The organism is Microbacterium sp. DT81.1 (assembly GCF_049844955.1).
In the GTDB taxonomy this organism is placed as follows: domain Bacteria; phylum Actinomycetota; class Actinomycetes; order Actinomycetales; family Microbacteriaceae; genus Microbacterium.
The window spans coordinates 504,084-517,586 of the sequence record NZ_JBNCMA010000002.1 but is presented as its reverse complement, the minus strand read 5'-3'; the positions used below and the strand labels follow the sequence as shown (position 1 = coordinate 517,586).

The following is a 13,503-nucleotide window of genomic DNA, read 5'->3' as shown; positions in this document are numbered from 1 at the left end:
GGAATGCGGATGGGCGGCGGCCTCAGCCCTCCTTCACCGGGTCTGCCGCTTGCGCGCCCTCCCCCTCCCCGGTGACATCGCGAGCCGTATCGGCTGACGGATGCTGGGCCCTGCTCAGCAGCACGAAGGGCACGGCGATGGCCGAGATCACGCCGCTCCAGAGCATGGATGCGCCGTAGCCCCCGACATCCGCCACCCGACCCAGCACCGGCTGGAAGACCACCCCGCCGCCGGACCCCATCAGCGAGTCGAAAGAGAGCACGGTCGCTCGTTGCTTCGACGGGATCATGTCGTTCAGGTAAGCCCTGTGCACGGGGTCATCGATGGCGGACGCGACGCCCCACAGGGCGACGAGCACGACGGCGAACCAGAAGTCCCGCACGAGCCCGAGCCCGACGAGCACCAGGGCGCTGGAGACCGTGGCCAGCAGGATCGTCGACGTGCGGCGGCGGAATCGCCTCCGCACCCACGGGGCGATGGCGCCACCCAGGATGGACGCACCCGACACCAGCGCGGCGGCGAGCCCGGCGACCGTGTAGGCCTCCTCGTCGCCCCACAGCTCGAGCAGATACGGCTGCAGGGCGTAGAAGACGTAGATGCCGACGCCCGCGGTGAACGGGCTCGCGATCATGAGCCAGCGCACCGGCGGATCGGCGAGTCCGTAGCGGATGGAGGCGCGCAGCACCGTGCGTGTGGCCTTCAACGGCCCCTCGCTCCGATCCGGTTCGAAGCCGAGGTCCCTCATCAGCAGCGCGGCGACCACGAACATCACCAGCAGGATGCCGCAGCGGATCAGGAACGGGACGCCGAGGTTCGTCGCCTGCGCGATCACGCCGCCGAGGACCGAACCGGAGAGCATCGCGATGCCGCCGACGATCTGCGCCCTGCCGAAGACCGTCTCGAGGCTGCCTCGGTACCCCGTGGCCTTGAGCGCGTCGACGAGCCACGCATCGACCGCGCCCGAGAAGAACGTGAAGCCGAGGCCCAGCAGCACCGAGACGATGGCCCACGCCCAGAACGGGGATTCCCAGACCCAGAGCAGCCAGTACAGGATGGTGGTCCCGGCGAGCGTGATCGTGCCGAGAAGGAACGACGCGCGCCGGCCGACGGTGTCCGCGACCACACCCGTCGGGATCTCGAAGATGAGCATGCCGGCCGTGAAGAACGCGTTGGCCCCGAACGCCTCGAAGTTGGACAGGCCGGCATCGAGCAGGAACAGCGTGTTGATGCCCCAGATGAACGACGCCGCCAGCGTGTTGCCGAGCATCAGTGTGTAGTAGGTGCCCTGCACGCGGCGCGGAGTGGGCAACGATGTAGCGGCAGAAGTCGTGGGGATGGCGGCACCGCTTCTCTCGACGGAATCAACGGACGACACCGCGACAGTACCGCCCCCGTCCGACACCGTCCACCGCACTCACCAGCGGAGTCGTATAGCCCCGCCGACGCACGAAGGCAACCCCCGTGTACCGCTCCCCGCGCGGTTCCTACCATTCCTTCATCGACACGAGCACCGATCTGGAGGGAACGGACGATGGCAGCACCCGCGACAGGTGTGCCCTCCGGCATCCGCCCGACGGGAATCCCCCCGCGTCAATCCGAGCTGCTGACCGCCACCCGCGTGGAGGAGAAGGGCAACATCGTCGTCAAGTGGATCACCTCCACTGACCACAAGACGATCGGGTATATGTACCTGATCGCCTCGGTGATGTTCTTTCTGCTGGGCGGGATCATGGCGCTGATCATCCGGGCCGAGCTCTTCGCTCCGGGGATCCAGATCGTGCCGACGAAGGAGCAGTACAACCAGCTGTTCACGATGCACGGCACGATCATGCTGCTGATGTTCGCGACGCCGCTGTTCGCCGGGTTCGCGAACGCGATCATGCCGTTGCAGATCGGTGCGCCCGACGTCGCGTTCCCCCGGCTGAACGCCTTCGCGTTCTGGCTGTTCCTGTTCGGCTCGACCATCGCCGTGTCGGGGTTCCTCACGCCGGAGGGAGCGGCATCCTTCGGGTGGACCGCGTACCAGCCTCTGGCGAGCGAGACGTTCACGCCCGGAGTGGGTGGAGACCTGTGGATGCTCGGCCTTGCCATGAGCGGTTTCGGCACGATTTTGGGTGCCGTGAACTTCGTCACCACGATCACCACGCTGAGGGCGCCCGGCATGACGATGTGGCGGATGCCCATCTTCACCTGGAACACCCTCGTGACCAGCCTGCTCGTGCTTCTGGCATTCCCAGTGCTGGCCGCGGCGCTGCTGGCGGCGGCATCCGACCGGGTGCTCGGGTCGCACATCTACGACCCGCTGAACGGCGGCGTGCTGCTGTGGCAGCACCTGTTCTGGTTCTTCGGGCACCCCGAGGTGTACATCATCGCGCTGCCGTTCTTCGGCATCATCTCCGAGGTGCTGCCGGTGTTCTCGCGCAAGCCGATCTTCGGCTACAAGACCCTTGTGTACGCGACGATCGCGATCGCCGCGCTCTCCGTCGCCGTGTGGGCGCACCACATGTACGTCACCGGGGCGGTGCTGCTGCCGTTCTTCGCGCTCATGACGATGCTGATCGCGGTGCCGACGGGGGTGAAGATCTTCAACTGGATCGGCACCATGTGGCGGGGATCCGTGACCTTCGAATCGCCCATGATCTTCGCGCTCGGGTTCCTGATCTCATTCGTGTTCGGCGGCCTGACCGGCGTCATCCTGGCTTCGCCGCCGCTCGACTTCCACGTGTCGGACTCGTACTTCGTGGTCGCGCATTTCCACTACGTGGTCTTCGGCACGGTGGTGTTCGCGATGTTCGCGGGCTTCTACTTCTGGTGGCCCAAGTTCACCGGCCGGATGCTGAACGAGCGCCTGGCCGTGGTGCACTTCTGGATGCTGTTCATCGGCTTCCACATGACCTTCCTGATCCAGCACTGGCTGGGGGCCGACGGCATGCCGCGTCGGTACGCGGACTACTCCGACCAGGACGGATTCACGTGGGGCAACCAGGTCTCCACCGTCGGCGCGATGCTCCTCGGCCTGTCGATGCTGCCGTTCCTGCTCAACGTGTGGGTGACGGCGCGCAAGGCGCCTCGGGTCACGGTGAACGACCCGTGGGGTTACGCCGCCTCCATGGAGTGGGCGACGTCGTGCCCTCCGCCGCGGCACAACTTCACCTCGATCCCCCGCATCCGCAGCGAGCGCCCCGCGTTCGACATGAACCACCCGGAGGCCGGACTTCCTGTGGGTGTGGGCCCCGCGAAGGACGCTCCCCAAGCTCCGATGGCCGACAAGGACAGCGGCGAGGTGACGTGAGCGGGCGATCCCTCTGAGCCGCCGCCCTGACGCGCGCGTCGGTGTCGGGCCCGCGTCGGTGTCAGGCCCGCGTCACTGCAGGTACGCGTCCACGAACAGAGGCCCGCGGATGTCGCGGAACGCGTCGAGCAGGCGCTCCAAGCCCCGGCGGCTCACGCTGGAGAACTGCAGGTCGTAGGGTCCGAGCGGCGGGAGCTTGCCCGTGCGGATGCGCACGACCTCCCAGTGCGCCGCACGCAACAGGCGGTCCTTGCGTCGATCGGACTCCTCGCGCTTGCCGACATGCTCCAGCCCGAACCGGCCGGTGCTGTCGTATTCGACGGCGATGCGCAGTTCGGGCAGCAGGATGTCGGGCCACACCTCGACGTGGTCGAAGAACGGCCGGCCCACCCGTACGGCGTTGAAGCCCCGGGTGACGCCGAGGCGCGCGAACAGGTCCTCGCGCAGCTTCGCCTCGACCGCGGACGCCGGCTTGGGCGCGCATTCGCTCTGGAACGGCTCGCCCACCGGCAATGGCGGGGTCTTGGGGCAGAGCGCCTGCGGCGGCCGCGGACGCGTGGACGGAGTCGCGCCCGCCGGCCGCACCCGCGGGGGCTTGGCGAGCGTCGCGCACTCCGGGCACCAGGCCGATCGGCGACGCTCCCGCCCCGGACGGGCTCGCTGCTCCGCCGGCGTCGCGACGAATTGATGACCCGCCTCGCATTGCCACAGCAGCAGCACATCGGCGGCCGGAGGAACCTGCGTCAGGGTGATGCCGGCGTTCAGTTCGGGGTGATACTGGCGGATCAGCATCGGGAACGGGGCCCACGCCTCCCGATACGTCCCCACCGGATACGGCACCTCCGCGCCGCGCGAGAACTGGCGACGCGCCCACCACGATTCCACTCGCTCGGCCATGGCGGGCAATGTACAGGCCACCTCCCCCATCAGGAGGTCGGTTCGCGATCCACCGCCTCGACCGGGACCTCCGCCGGGTGCTGCCGGACCCCGCGCGTCGCGCGGTGCATCGCCCGGATGTCGAACTTGGGCTCACGTTGTGCGGTGAACAGGCCGTTCGCCTCTTGGAAGGTGTCGGTGAGCTGCGTGTAGCAGAACCCGGCGAACATCTCCGACTCGTGCACCGCGCTGAGCAGCTGCTCGTACGTGGCGCGCAGCTCCTGCGACGAGCCGGTCACGGAGTAGCCCCAGGCGCCACCCGGTTCGTCGGTCGTGCGGCACGCGATGCCGCCGAATTCGCTCAGCACCACCGGCTGCCCGTCGTGCGGATGCTCGTCGAGGGTGATCACGCGCCCCGCCGGGAAGGCGCTCCGCAGCGCCTCGGGCAGGCCGCCGCCCGGGGTGCGGGCGTAGCGGGCGAGCAGACGGGCCGGATCGCTCTCGTAGTCGTGGATGGTCAGGATGTCGGTCGCCGTCGACTCCCATCCGTCGTTGCCGACGACCGGCCGCGACGGGTCGAGAGTGCGGGTGAGGTGGTAGAGCGACTGCACGAACGACCGGTGCTTCTCCACGTTCGGCAGGTCGGGCACGCCCCACGATTCGTTGAATGGCACCCAGACGACGATGCACGGATGCCCGCTGTCGCGGTCGATCACCTCCACCCACTCGCGGGTCAGGCGTTCGACGGAGTCGCGTGTGAAGCGGTAGGCGCTGGGCATCTCCTCCCAGACGAGCAGGCCGAGCACATCCGCCCAGTAGAGGTACCGAGGGTCCTCGACCTTCTGGTGCTTGCGCACGCCGTTGAACCCGGCCGCCTTGGTGAGTTCGATGTCGCGGATGAGCGCCTCCTCGCTGGGCGGCGTCATGAGGGTGTCGGGCCAGTAGCCCTGGTCGAGCACCAGGCGCATGGGGTAGGGGCGGTTGTTCAGCAGCATCCGCCCTCGTTGCAGGTTGACGCCGCGCATCGCGGTGTAGGACCGGATCTCGTCCATCACCTGGTCGCCGTCGAGCAGCCACACCTCGGCGCGGATCAGCGTCGGTGAGTCCGGCGACCAGAGCAGTTCGTTCCGGGAGTCGTCGATGCCGGGATCGGCCAGAGCGACGCGGCGGTGCACCTCTTCTTCCTGTACGTCGTACAGGTCGTCGGCGAGCAGCCGGTCACCGACCGAGAGACGAAGGCGCACCCGCAGGTCCTCGCCCCGGTCGGGGCCGTACAGCCGGGCCTCGAAGCCGAGCGTCCATCGATCCAGGTGCGACGTGAGCCGCACATCGGACAGACGGCGCGACGGCACCTCCTCGAGCCAGACGGTCTGCCAGATGCCGGTTGTGCGGGGGTACCAGATGCTGTGCGGCTCGTCCTGCCAATCCTGCTTGCCGCGTGGCTGCGCCAGGCCCTGCGGCTCGTCGTGCGCCCACACCGCGATCTCATGCACCTCGCGGTTCTTCTTGAGCGCGTCGGTGATGTCGAACCAGAAGGGGGTGTGCCCTCCTTCGTGCTGGCCGACGAAACGGCCGTCGACCCATACCCTCGCCCGGTAGTCCACCGCTCCGAAATGCAGCAGGAGCCGCACGTTCTCGCGCCGCGTGTACTCGATCTCGCGGCGGTACCAGACGTCGGCCCCGAGAGTGCGGTCGTCTATGCCGCTGGCGACGCTCTCCGGCGCGAACGGCACGATGATCTGGCGATCCCACGCCGGGATCGCGCTCGGGTGCTCGACCCCGCCCGCGACGGCGAACTCCCAGATGCCGTTGAGGCTCTGCCATTCCCGGCGCTGCATACGGCGGCGAGGGTAGTCCGGATGATCAGTCGGCCAGGTCTCGGGCCACAGGGAAGGCGCCATGGACTCACGCTACGCGAGGCCCCCCGCGCTGGCGAGAACCGGTTCGGCAGGCTCATCCAGAGAACGCGCCATCCGTCACGCGAAGGATCGGAGCGCGCGCCGGTAGGCGTCGCTGTCCTCGCGTGTGCCATCGGTCATCAGGAGACCATGAGCGCCGACCCTGTGCACGTACTCGCCGGCGCACGGGATCGTGACGACCTTCGTCAGGCCCGCGCGCCAGGCGGGTATCAGGACCGCGAGGTCACGTCGCTCCGGGTGGTCCTCGAGGCTGATCGGCAGCTTTGCGAGATGGGCGTCCATCCCGATCTGGAGCCACCGGTTGTACGAATCGTCGGCGAACGCATCGTCGCCGAACTCATCGCGCCAGGTCGGACCCACCATCCTCCGCAGAAGCTCGGCGCGCTCGATCGAGCCCGGCCCCGTCAGGCCAAGCCGCTCGAATTGACTCGGATCCGCCTCAGCGCCGGCATGCGCGGCGGCTCCATCCCAGATCCGTGGCCACGCCTCCTCCCACGCTCCGCGCGTGGCGGGTGTGCTGGTGCCGCCCGTGACGGCTGGCGGGGAGTCCACCAACGGTGGGGGAAGGTGATCCCCGACGAGCCGCAGGCCGTACGCCTCGCGGATCCACAGCAGCTCCAGCAGCGCGTTCGGCCGGTCCTCGACGGTGATGGTCATCTCGTGCGGCCATGGGTTCCCTGGCATCGGCTGCTCAGATCGCATGACGTCCAGTGTCCTCCGCGCCGTGCGTCAGGCCGGCGGCCGCGTTGTCGGGGTGGTAGGACAGCACGACCGTGCTCGAGTCCCGCCACGTCCGAGCCCCCAGAAGCGTGAGATCGATCTGCGGAAGATCGCTGAACGCACGGGCATCGCCCGCCACGATCTTGGGGCCGACCAGCAGGTGCAGCTCGTCGACGAGGCCGTGCGCGAGCAGGTCGGTCCAGAGGGTGCGACTGCCGAAGACCAGGATGTCGGCGTCCTCGGTCTCGCGCAGCTGGCGCAGATGCTCGTGCGCGTCCGACCGCGACACGATCTCGGTTCTGTCGCCCCAGATCGGGATGTCGGCGGGAGCGAGGGTGTCGGGCACCACGGTGATACCGAGGTCCGATGCGTAACGGGAGGCGATGTAGCGGTCCTGCGGGATCGCATCGGGGTTTTCCACTTGAGTCGGCCAGTACTGCACCATCCCGCGGTAAGTCGTCGCTCCGAAGAGCAGGCGGCCGGCGGCTCGCACGCGGTCCGCGTTGTGCTCCGCGAAGGCGAGATCCATCGGCATCTGCGAGACGTCACCGCCTGCGCCTTCCGTGTAGCCGTCGATGCTCACCATGCTGCTGACCACGATCTTCGCCATCCGGCTCCTCCTTCATTCGCCGAGGACCCACGAAGCTCGGCCGGGACCCAGCCTGACGCCCACCGCCAGGGGAGATCAACCCCTGGATGTCGCTGCCAACCGCCCCGTCGAGATCGCCCGGTCAGAGGTCGACGACGGCGATCGCGGCTTCGTGCAGGCTGCCGAGCCAGACGCGGCCCTCGTGCTCGCGGACGCCGGTGACCATGTGGTACGGCGTCTGCTGAGACTTCGGATCGGCGTCGACGTCGTGGATCAGCCTCCCCTCGTCGTCGTAAGCCTGGACCCGTACGGTGCGCTTAGGGGCGGGCTGCAGCCTCTCGGGAAGCCTGGTGGAGAGCCGCCGCAGCACCATCGGGCCCGCCTGCAGCCGCTCGACGAGAGGATCGCGAGGGCTGGCGATGGTGACCCAGATGAGACCGTCGCTGCCGCGTGCGATGTTGTCGGGATAGCCGGGAAGGTCATCGCAGAGCAGGTCGCGCGTCCCGGTTTTCGGTCCGCTCAGCCAGTGCCGGACCACCGTGCGGGCGCCGGTCTCTGCGACGGCGACGAAGTCCTCCGCACGGGAGAGCGCGACTCCGTTGGCGAAGGCCAGCCCGTCGAGCACGATGGTGACGGTGCCGTCTGTGTCCAGGCGCAGCAGCCGCCCGGTACGGGTGTTCTGGACGAAGTCCGCTTTCCACTCCCCGATCCCGAACTTCGTGGAGGAATCGGAGAACCAGACGGTGCCGTCGGCGGCGATGGCGGCGTTGTTGCAGAACCGCATCGGGCGGCCCCCGACCTCACCGGCGACCACCTCGACGTCGCCGGTGCCGGTGTCGATGCGGAGCAGGCCCCGGTGCGCATCGCACACCAGCAGCCGGCCGTCGAGGTCGAGCTCGAGTCCCAGCGGCCGCCCCTGGGTGCGGGCTATCCGGTCGACCCTGTCCCCGCCGTGGCTCACCCGGAAGATGGACCCGTCCGCCGTCCCGGTGAAGACGGCGCCCTCGTCGGCGCCGGAGTGGCCGACGACGACATCCTCGGCGCCCGGACCGGGAACCGGGTGAACGGTGACGATGCGATGCATGCTGTCAACGTAGTGGCACGCAGACCGCTCACCCGCCCGCCGTCGAAGAATCCGCCGTGCCCGTTCCCTCAGGCGTCGTTGTGCGCGAGTGAGGGGCGCTGGGAGAGACTGGGCGCATGGAACTGGACCAGGAGCTGGTGCGCCGCCTCCTGATGGAGCAGTTCCCCCGGTGGGCTCACCTCCCCGTCCGGCCGGTCGTGCCCGGCGGCTGGGACAACCGGACCTTTCGCCTCGGCGACGACCTGCTGGTGCGATTGCCGAGCGCCGACGGCTACGCCGAGGCCGTCGAGAAGGAGCAGCGCTGGCTTCCGGTCATCGCCCCGCTGATTCCCTTCGAGATCCCGGAGCCCGTCGCGCTCGGAATGCCGACGGCGGAGTTTCTCAGGCCGTGGTCGGTGTACCGCTGGATCGACGGCGTACCGGCCGGCGAGGGTGCGATCCACGATCTCGACGGCTTCGCACGTGATGTGGCGCGGTTCCTGACGGCCCTGGCGGACGTCGATCCCTCGGAGGGACCGGCGGCGGGACGGCACAGCTTCTGGCGCGGCGCGCACCCCCGGTTCTACGACGACGAGGTGCAGCGATCGCTCGTTCAGCTCGACGGGGCGATCGATACGGATGCCGCCCGCGCAGTCTGGGAGGCGGCGCTGCACACCGAGATCACGGGGCGGCCGGTGTGGTTCCACGGCGACATCGCACCAGGCAACCTGCTGCTCCGCGACGGGCGACTGGCGGCCGTCATCGACTTCGGGACGTCCGGTGTGGGAGACCCGGCCTGCGATCTCGCGATCGCGTGGACGGTGTTCGACGACTCCGCTCGCCGGGCGTTCCGCGACGGACTCCCGTGGCACGACGAGGTATGGGCGCGCGGGCGCGCCTGGGCACTGTGGAAGGCCATGCTGCTGATGTCCGGCGCGGCGGGGTCGCATGATCCGGAGGCCGAGGCTCGGAAAGCCCGGACTGTTGTCGAACGGATCCTCGCGAACGTCCGCTGAGCGTCCGTGCGGAACGCGCGCGGATAATGAGGAGGTGGAGCCGTGGGAGATGCGCGAGTGGTACGCCGACTACCTCGACGCCTGCAACCGCCACGATCTCGACGCGATCCGCTCGTTCGTCCATCCGTCGGTTCGACGCGCGCACCTGCCGGGCGGGGAGGACGCGTGGGTGGCCGACATGGCCGACCTGTTCCACGGGTTCCCGGACTGGCGTTGGCGTCGCATCCAGCTCATCGTCGAGGACGATCGCCTGGCCGCTCACGTCCGGGCGAGCGGCACGCATCTCGGGCCGTTCCTCGGCATCGCACCCACCCGACGGCACGCCAACGTGGCGCAGTTCGGGATGTACCGCGTGACGAACGGGCGCATCACCGAGTTCTCCGGCACGACCGGCGACGTCGAGCTGCTCGCCCAGCTGCGGGCGTGATCGGTCTCCCGGGATAAGACGCCGCGAGATCGCTACGATCGGCGGATGGGCAACGTCGAAGCGGGGTGGTACGACGACGGCTCCGGCAACCAGCGTTGGTGGGACGGCGATCGGTGGACCGACGACTACGCCGACATGACCGGCACGCGGGGTCGAACTCCGCAGCTCGCCACTGACGCCGCCCGCCCCGCAGGGTCCCGGCTGGTACGACGATCATCGCGGACGGCTGCGCTGGTGGGATGGCCTGCGGTGGACCTCTCGCAGCCAGCCGATCGGTGAGCAGCACACCTTCGCGGGCATCACGGTCGCCGGGGACTGGATCCACTACGGCGACCTCAGTCAGCCGGTCGCCGGCGCGATGGCTTCGTACGAGCCCGGGAGCGACGTCGTGAAGCGATCGCCTCTGGCTCGCGCCCTCGCCGGCGGGCTTCTCTTCGGGCCCACCGGCGCCATCACCGAGGCCACGCTCAAGACGGGCGTGCACCGCCGGCAGTTCTACGTGGCCATCGACGGGGTCGAGCAGTTCTGGATCGTTCCGATCTCGCAGAGGCTCGCCGCTCAGGCCCGTCAGTTCGTCGCCTTGGTCGAGACCGTGTCGCGGGGTCAGCCTCTCCGCTGACGCACGGGCGCATCCTGCGCCAGGTGGTAGGACGGCTGGCGCAGGGCGCGCACCCACGGATAGGTGTCGGCGCCGGGAAGCGCGTGGCGCACGGAATCGAAACGCAGGCCGGTGTCATCCTGGTTCTCGTCGAGCCGCACCGAGACTTGAGCGAACGGATGCCACTTCCCCGTCGGCGTGGCGTGGTACAGCCGCAACCGCCATGGCTCCCGCACGAGCGCCTCGTCGAGCGCGCGGCCCCCTGCCGGCAGCGGCTCGGATGGCGTCAGAGGGCGGGCGCAGACGAGGATCGGGCCTCGAGGAGACCAGTACGGGAGCAGACTGCCGTAGCGCGCGTGGGACGGCGAGCGGTGCGGAAGCAGCAGGTATCGGGATGGGATGCCCAGGCCCGTCGACGCCAGTTCGATGTCGACCGTCCGGCCGGCGGCATCCGTTCGCAGGGCGAGACCGATGATGTCGGGCAGAGCAGCCGGCAGCCCGACCGATCGCGACAGGCGCGCCACCACGGGCACGGGATGCACGGGGCGTTCATCGATCCAGCGGATGCCGGAGGGCGCGGCGCCGGCGATCCACGAGATATCCCCGCGCAGCACGCGTCCGCGGGAGTGGATCGGGCGCGGACGCCGCACGAAAAGGATCGCGCGGAACAGGCCGCGCAGCACCTCGCCGACGAAGCCGGCGGCAGGATTCAGCATCCGGCCAGTATGGAGAGGACGCGGCGAGACGGCCTCCCCTTTTCGACAGCTCCGCGTGCGGCTACGATCCGCCGATCCAGCGCCGGTCCGCCTCACTGCGCACGAGCGAGCGCATCCAGGACGAACGCCCAGCCCTGCCTGTACGAGTCCGCCGCCGACTCCTCCGCCCACGGCCCCCGGTGGACCAGCGCCACCATGGTGGCGCCGTCCACATCGACGAAGTCGACCTCGACCGTCTCGTCGCTCTGGACGCCGTCGGCGTCACGCCACTCCCACGTGAACACGAGCCGGGTGGGCTCGTGAACCTCGAGGTAGGTGCCCGTCACGACGATGCCCGCGTGGGGGGCAGCGAATCGGTAGGCGCCGCCCACACGGGCGTCGACGTCGATCTCGACATCCGCCCAGTGGTTCCACCACCAGCGGGCGAGGCCCGGCTCGGTCGTCCACGCCGCCCAGACGTCGGGCGGCGGCGAGGCGACCACCGTCTCCATGCGCAGCTCTCGAGTCGCGGGCGACCGGGGATCGTTTCTCATCAGGCGTCCTCCCCGTGGTCTTCGCTCAGGGCGTCGCCCAGCGCGTCGAGCTGGCCGGTCCAGAAGCGGCGACGCTGACGCACCCAGGCGTCCACCTGGTCGAGCCCCGCGTGTTCGAGGGCGTAGAGCCGGCGCGCTCCCTGCGGTGTGCTGCGTGCGAACCCCGTCTCTCGAAGCACCTTCAGCTGATTCGACACCGCCGGCTGGCCGACGGCGAACTCCTCCCGGATGCGAGCGGTGAGCTCACCTGCCGTACGTTGACCGTCGCCCAGCAGTTCGATCAGGCGTCGGCGGACCGGATCGCCGAGAACCTCGAGCGGGTGCATGCATACATATCATCACGGCGTGATATCACTGTCAAGTGATGGGCCGAACCGGACCGGTGTACCCGGGCAGCAGATGCCGTCAGGCGGTGCTCGCGGACGTCAGCAGGTCTCCGTGACGCGTCAGCTCGAGATAGCGCGCGACCGCGTCGCGGCTCTTCGTGAGGCAGGCGAGCCGCTCCTCCAGGACGGTCAGTTCCGCGGCGAGCTCGTCGGCCAGGGCGAGGGAGCACGAGGGCGGCGCCTCTAATTCGCATTGCCGTTACCTGGCCGTCTCAGCATCCGCCATGCTCGTCGCCGCACTCGTCGCCGTGCTCGGCATCGTGCTCGACGGGCGCCCGGCCGGCATCGGTCCCCAGGCAGTGAGTTCGAGCACGCCGCTGTACTGCCAGGTCATCGCTACACTCGCGCGATATGGAGAGCCGGATCAACGGAGCCCTGGTGCACTACGTTGAGCGGGGTCGCGGTACGCCGCTCGTGGCGCTGCACGGCGCCGGTGTGGACCACCGCGAGATGGAGGCTGCGATGGAGGCCGTCGTCCCCCTCGGCGACTGCCGACGCGTCTACCCCGACCTGCCGGGCATGGGTCGATCCACAGCCGAGGGTCTGGTCTGCAACGACGATGTGGTGCGCCGGCTCGGCACATTCATCGACGACCTCGGCGCCGGACCGGTGCTCCTGGTCGGGCACTCCTACGGCGCCTACCTGGCAGGCGGGCTGGCGGCCCATCGACCAGACCTCGTGCTCGGTCTCGCCTTGCTCTGCCCGTTGGGCGAGCAGTCGCAGGATCTGCCGCAGCACGTCGTGGTGCGTGAGGACGCCGACGCGCACGACGAGCTCGATCCGGCCCAGCACGACGGCTTCGACGAATACTTCGTGGTCCGCACGGCGGACACCGCTCGTCGCTACCGCGACCACGTCGTGCCCGGGACGACGCTCGTGGATGAAGGCGCTCTCGGGCGCATCTTCGAGGGGTGGGCGATGGATCCCGGATCGGCGCCGTACGCCGGGCCGACCCTGATCGTCGCCGGGCGACGCGACTCGACGGCGGGATGCTCCGAAGCGATGAGGCTGTTCGAACGCCACCCGCGGGCCACTCTCGCCGTCGTGGAGGACGCCGGGCACGCGCTCATGCACGAACGACCCGAGCTTCTCGCCGCGCTCCTTGCCGAGTGGATCGCCCGTGTCAACCGACTTACCGAGCACGCGCCGGCGGGTCAGGATGTCTCACATCCGCACGCTCCACCAGATGAGAGGTCCAGCGAAATGAGCAATCCCGAACCGCACGCCACGCATGCCGAAGACGCGCGAGCCGACGACGCCCCACCGACCGACGGAGTGACCGACGAAGTGCGCGAGGATTCCGCCGAGGCGGAGTTCGGCGTCACGGAGAAGTCCGCGGACGAGCCCGGATAGCCTCCGCGCCCGAGC

The 13,503-nt window shown here is 69.2% G+C and carries 16 protein-coding genes; 7 read left to right on the top strand and 9 right to left on the bottom strand.

Translation table 11 applies throughout. From position 1 onward, the window contains the following. Nucleotides 1-22: 22 nt before the first annotated feature. Nucleotides 23-1,267, bottom strand: coding sequence for an MFS transporter (locus tag ACLQ2Q_RS07680; RefSeq protein WP_425819965.1), 1,245 nt, complete (start codon nt 1,265-1,267; stop codon nt 23-25). A 264-nt stretch (nt 1,268-1,531) separates the two neighbouring features. On the opposite strand from ACLQ2Q_RS07680, the gene ctaD reads away from it, so the two are divergent. Continuing rightward, the gene (gene ctaD, locus ACLQ2Q_RS07675) at nt 1,532-3,292 is read left to right on the top strand and encodes a cytochrome c oxidase subunit I (protein ID WP_425819628.1); all 1,761 of its coding nucleotides are present in this window, start codon (nt 1,532-1,534) and stop codon (nt 3,290-3,292) included. Between the two features lie 72 nt (nt 3,293-3,364). Here the strand turns inward: ctaD and ACLQ2Q_RS07670 are convergent, their stop codons facing one another. From ACLQ2Q_RS07670 to ACLQ2Q_RS07650, 5 genes are all read right to left on the bottom strand, one after another. After that, nucleotides 3,365-4,189, bottom strand: coding sequence for a zinc-ribbon domain-containing protein (locus ACLQ2Q_RS07670; RefSeq protein ID WP_425819626.1), 825 nt, complete (start codon nt 4,187-4,189; stop codon nt 3,365-3,367). Nucleotides 4,190-4,218: 29 nt separating this feature from the next. Then, the gene (locus ACLQ2Q_RS07665; protein WP_425819624.1) at nt 4,219-6,069 is read right to left on the bottom strand and encodes a glycoside hydrolase family 2 TIM barrel-domain containing protein; all 1,851 of its coding nucleotides are present in this window, start codon (nt 6,067-6,069) and stop codon (nt 4,219-4,221) included. 75 nt (nt 6,070-6,144) lie between these two features. Further along, nucleotides 6,145-6,789, bottom strand: coding sequence for a hypothetical protein (locus ACLQ2Q_RS07660; RefSeq protein WP_425819622.1), 645 nt, complete (start codon nt 6,787-6,789; stop codon nt 6,145-6,147). Beyond that, the gene (locus tag ACLQ2Q_RS07655; protein ID WP_425819620.1) at nt 6,779-7,417 is read right to left on the bottom strand and encodes a dihydrofolate reductase family protein; all 639 of its coding nucleotides are present in this window, start codon (nt 7,415-7,417) and stop codon (nt 6,779-6,781) included. The genes ACLQ2Q_RS07660 and ACLQ2Q_RS07655 overlap by 11 nt, the downstream gene beginning before the upstream one ends. A gap of 121 nt (nt 7,418-7,538) precedes the next feature. Beyond that, complete coding sequence (locus ACLQ2Q_RS07650) at nt 7,539-8,480, bottom strand: SMP-30/gluconolactonase/LRE family protein (protein WP_425819618.1); 942 nt, start codon at nt 8,478-8,480, stop codon at nt 7,539-7,541. Nucleotides 8,481-8,596: 116 nt separating this feature from the next. Here ACLQ2Q_RS07650 and ACLQ2Q_RS07645 point away from each other — a divergent pair, with 116 nt between their 5' ends. From ACLQ2Q_RS07645 to ACLQ2Q_RS07630, 4 genes are read left to right on the top strand one after another with little or no spacing between them, the layout of a single operon-like run. Then, nucleotides 8,597-9,475, top strand: a complete 879-nt coding sequence (locus tag ACLQ2Q_RS07645; RefSeq protein WP_425819616.1) for an aminoglycoside phosphotransferase family protein — start codon at nt 8,597-8,599, stop codon at nt 9,473-9,475. Nucleotides 9,476-9,509: 34 nt separating this feature from the next. Then, the gene (locus ACLQ2Q_RS07640) at nt 9,510-9,902 is read left to right on the top strand and encodes an ester cyclase (protein ID WP_425819614.1); all 393 of its coding nucleotides are present in this window, start codon (nt 9,510-9,512) and stop codon (nt 9,900-9,902) included. A 45-nt stretch (nt 9,903-9,947) separates the two neighbouring features. Further along, nucleotides 9,948-10,181: a DUF2510 domain-containing protein gene (locus ACLQ2Q_RS07635; RefSeq protein WP_425819612.1), complete on the top strand. Its 234-nt coding sequence runs from the start codon at nt 9,948-9,950 to the stop codon at nt 10,179-10,181. Then, nucleotides 10,075-10,521, top strand: coding sequence for a DUF2510 domain-containing protein (locus tag ACLQ2Q_RS07630; RefSeq protein ID WP_425819963.1), 447 nt, complete (start codon nt 10,075-10,077; stop codon nt 10,519-10,521). Before ACLQ2Q_RS07635 ends, ACLQ2Q_RS07630 begins: the two co-directional genes overlap by 107 nt. On the opposite strand, the gene ACLQ2Q_RS07625 is transcribed toward ACLQ2Q_RS07630, so the two are convergent. From ACLQ2Q_RS07625 to ACLQ2Q_RS07615, 3 genes are all read right to left on the bottom strand, one after another. Next, nucleotides 10,506-11,216 (bottom strand): hypothetical protein, encoded by a 711-nt coding sequence (locus ACLQ2Q_RS07625; protein WP_425819610.1) that lies wholly within the window; start codon nt 11,214-11,216, stop codon nt 10,506-10,508. The two genes, ACLQ2Q_RS07630 and ACLQ2Q_RS07625, sit on opposite strands and share 16 nt — an antisense overlap. A gap of 92 nt (nt 11,217-11,308) precedes the next feature. Next, nucleotides 11,309-11,749: an SRPBCC family protein gene (locus tag ACLQ2Q_RS07620; protein WP_425819608.1), complete on the bottom strand. Its 441-nt coding sequence runs from the start codon at nt 11,747-11,749 to the stop codon at nt 11,309-11,311. Then, the gene (locus tag ACLQ2Q_RS07615; RefSeq protein ID WP_425819606.1) at nt 11,749-12,075 is read right to left on the bottom strand and encodes an ArsR/SmtB family transcription factor; all 327 of its coding nucleotides are present in this window, start codon (nt 12,073-12,075) and stop codon (nt 11,749-11,751) included. Before ACLQ2Q_RS07615 ends, ACLQ2Q_RS07620 begins: the two co-directional genes overlap by 1 nt. Before the next feature lie 112 nt (nt 12,076-12,187). On the opposite strand from ACLQ2Q_RS07615, the gene ACLQ2Q_RS07610 reads away from it, so the two are divergent. Both ACLQ2Q_RS07610 and ACLQ2Q_RS07605 read left to right on the top strand, forming a co-directional pair. Beyond that, on the top strand, nt 12,188-12,322 hold the full coding sequence (locus ACLQ2Q_RS07610; protein WP_425819604.1) for a hypothetical protein: 135 nt from the start codon (nt 12,188-12,190) through the stop codon (nt 12,320-12,322). A gap of 164 nt (nt 12,323-12,486) precedes the next feature. Then, on the top strand, nt 12,487-13,488 hold the full coding sequence (locus ACLQ2Q_RS07605; protein WP_425819602.1) for an alpha/beta fold hydrolase: 1,002 nt from the start codon (nt 12,487-12,489) through the stop codon (nt 13,486-13,488). Nucleotides 13,489-13,503: the final 15 nt, after the last annotated feature.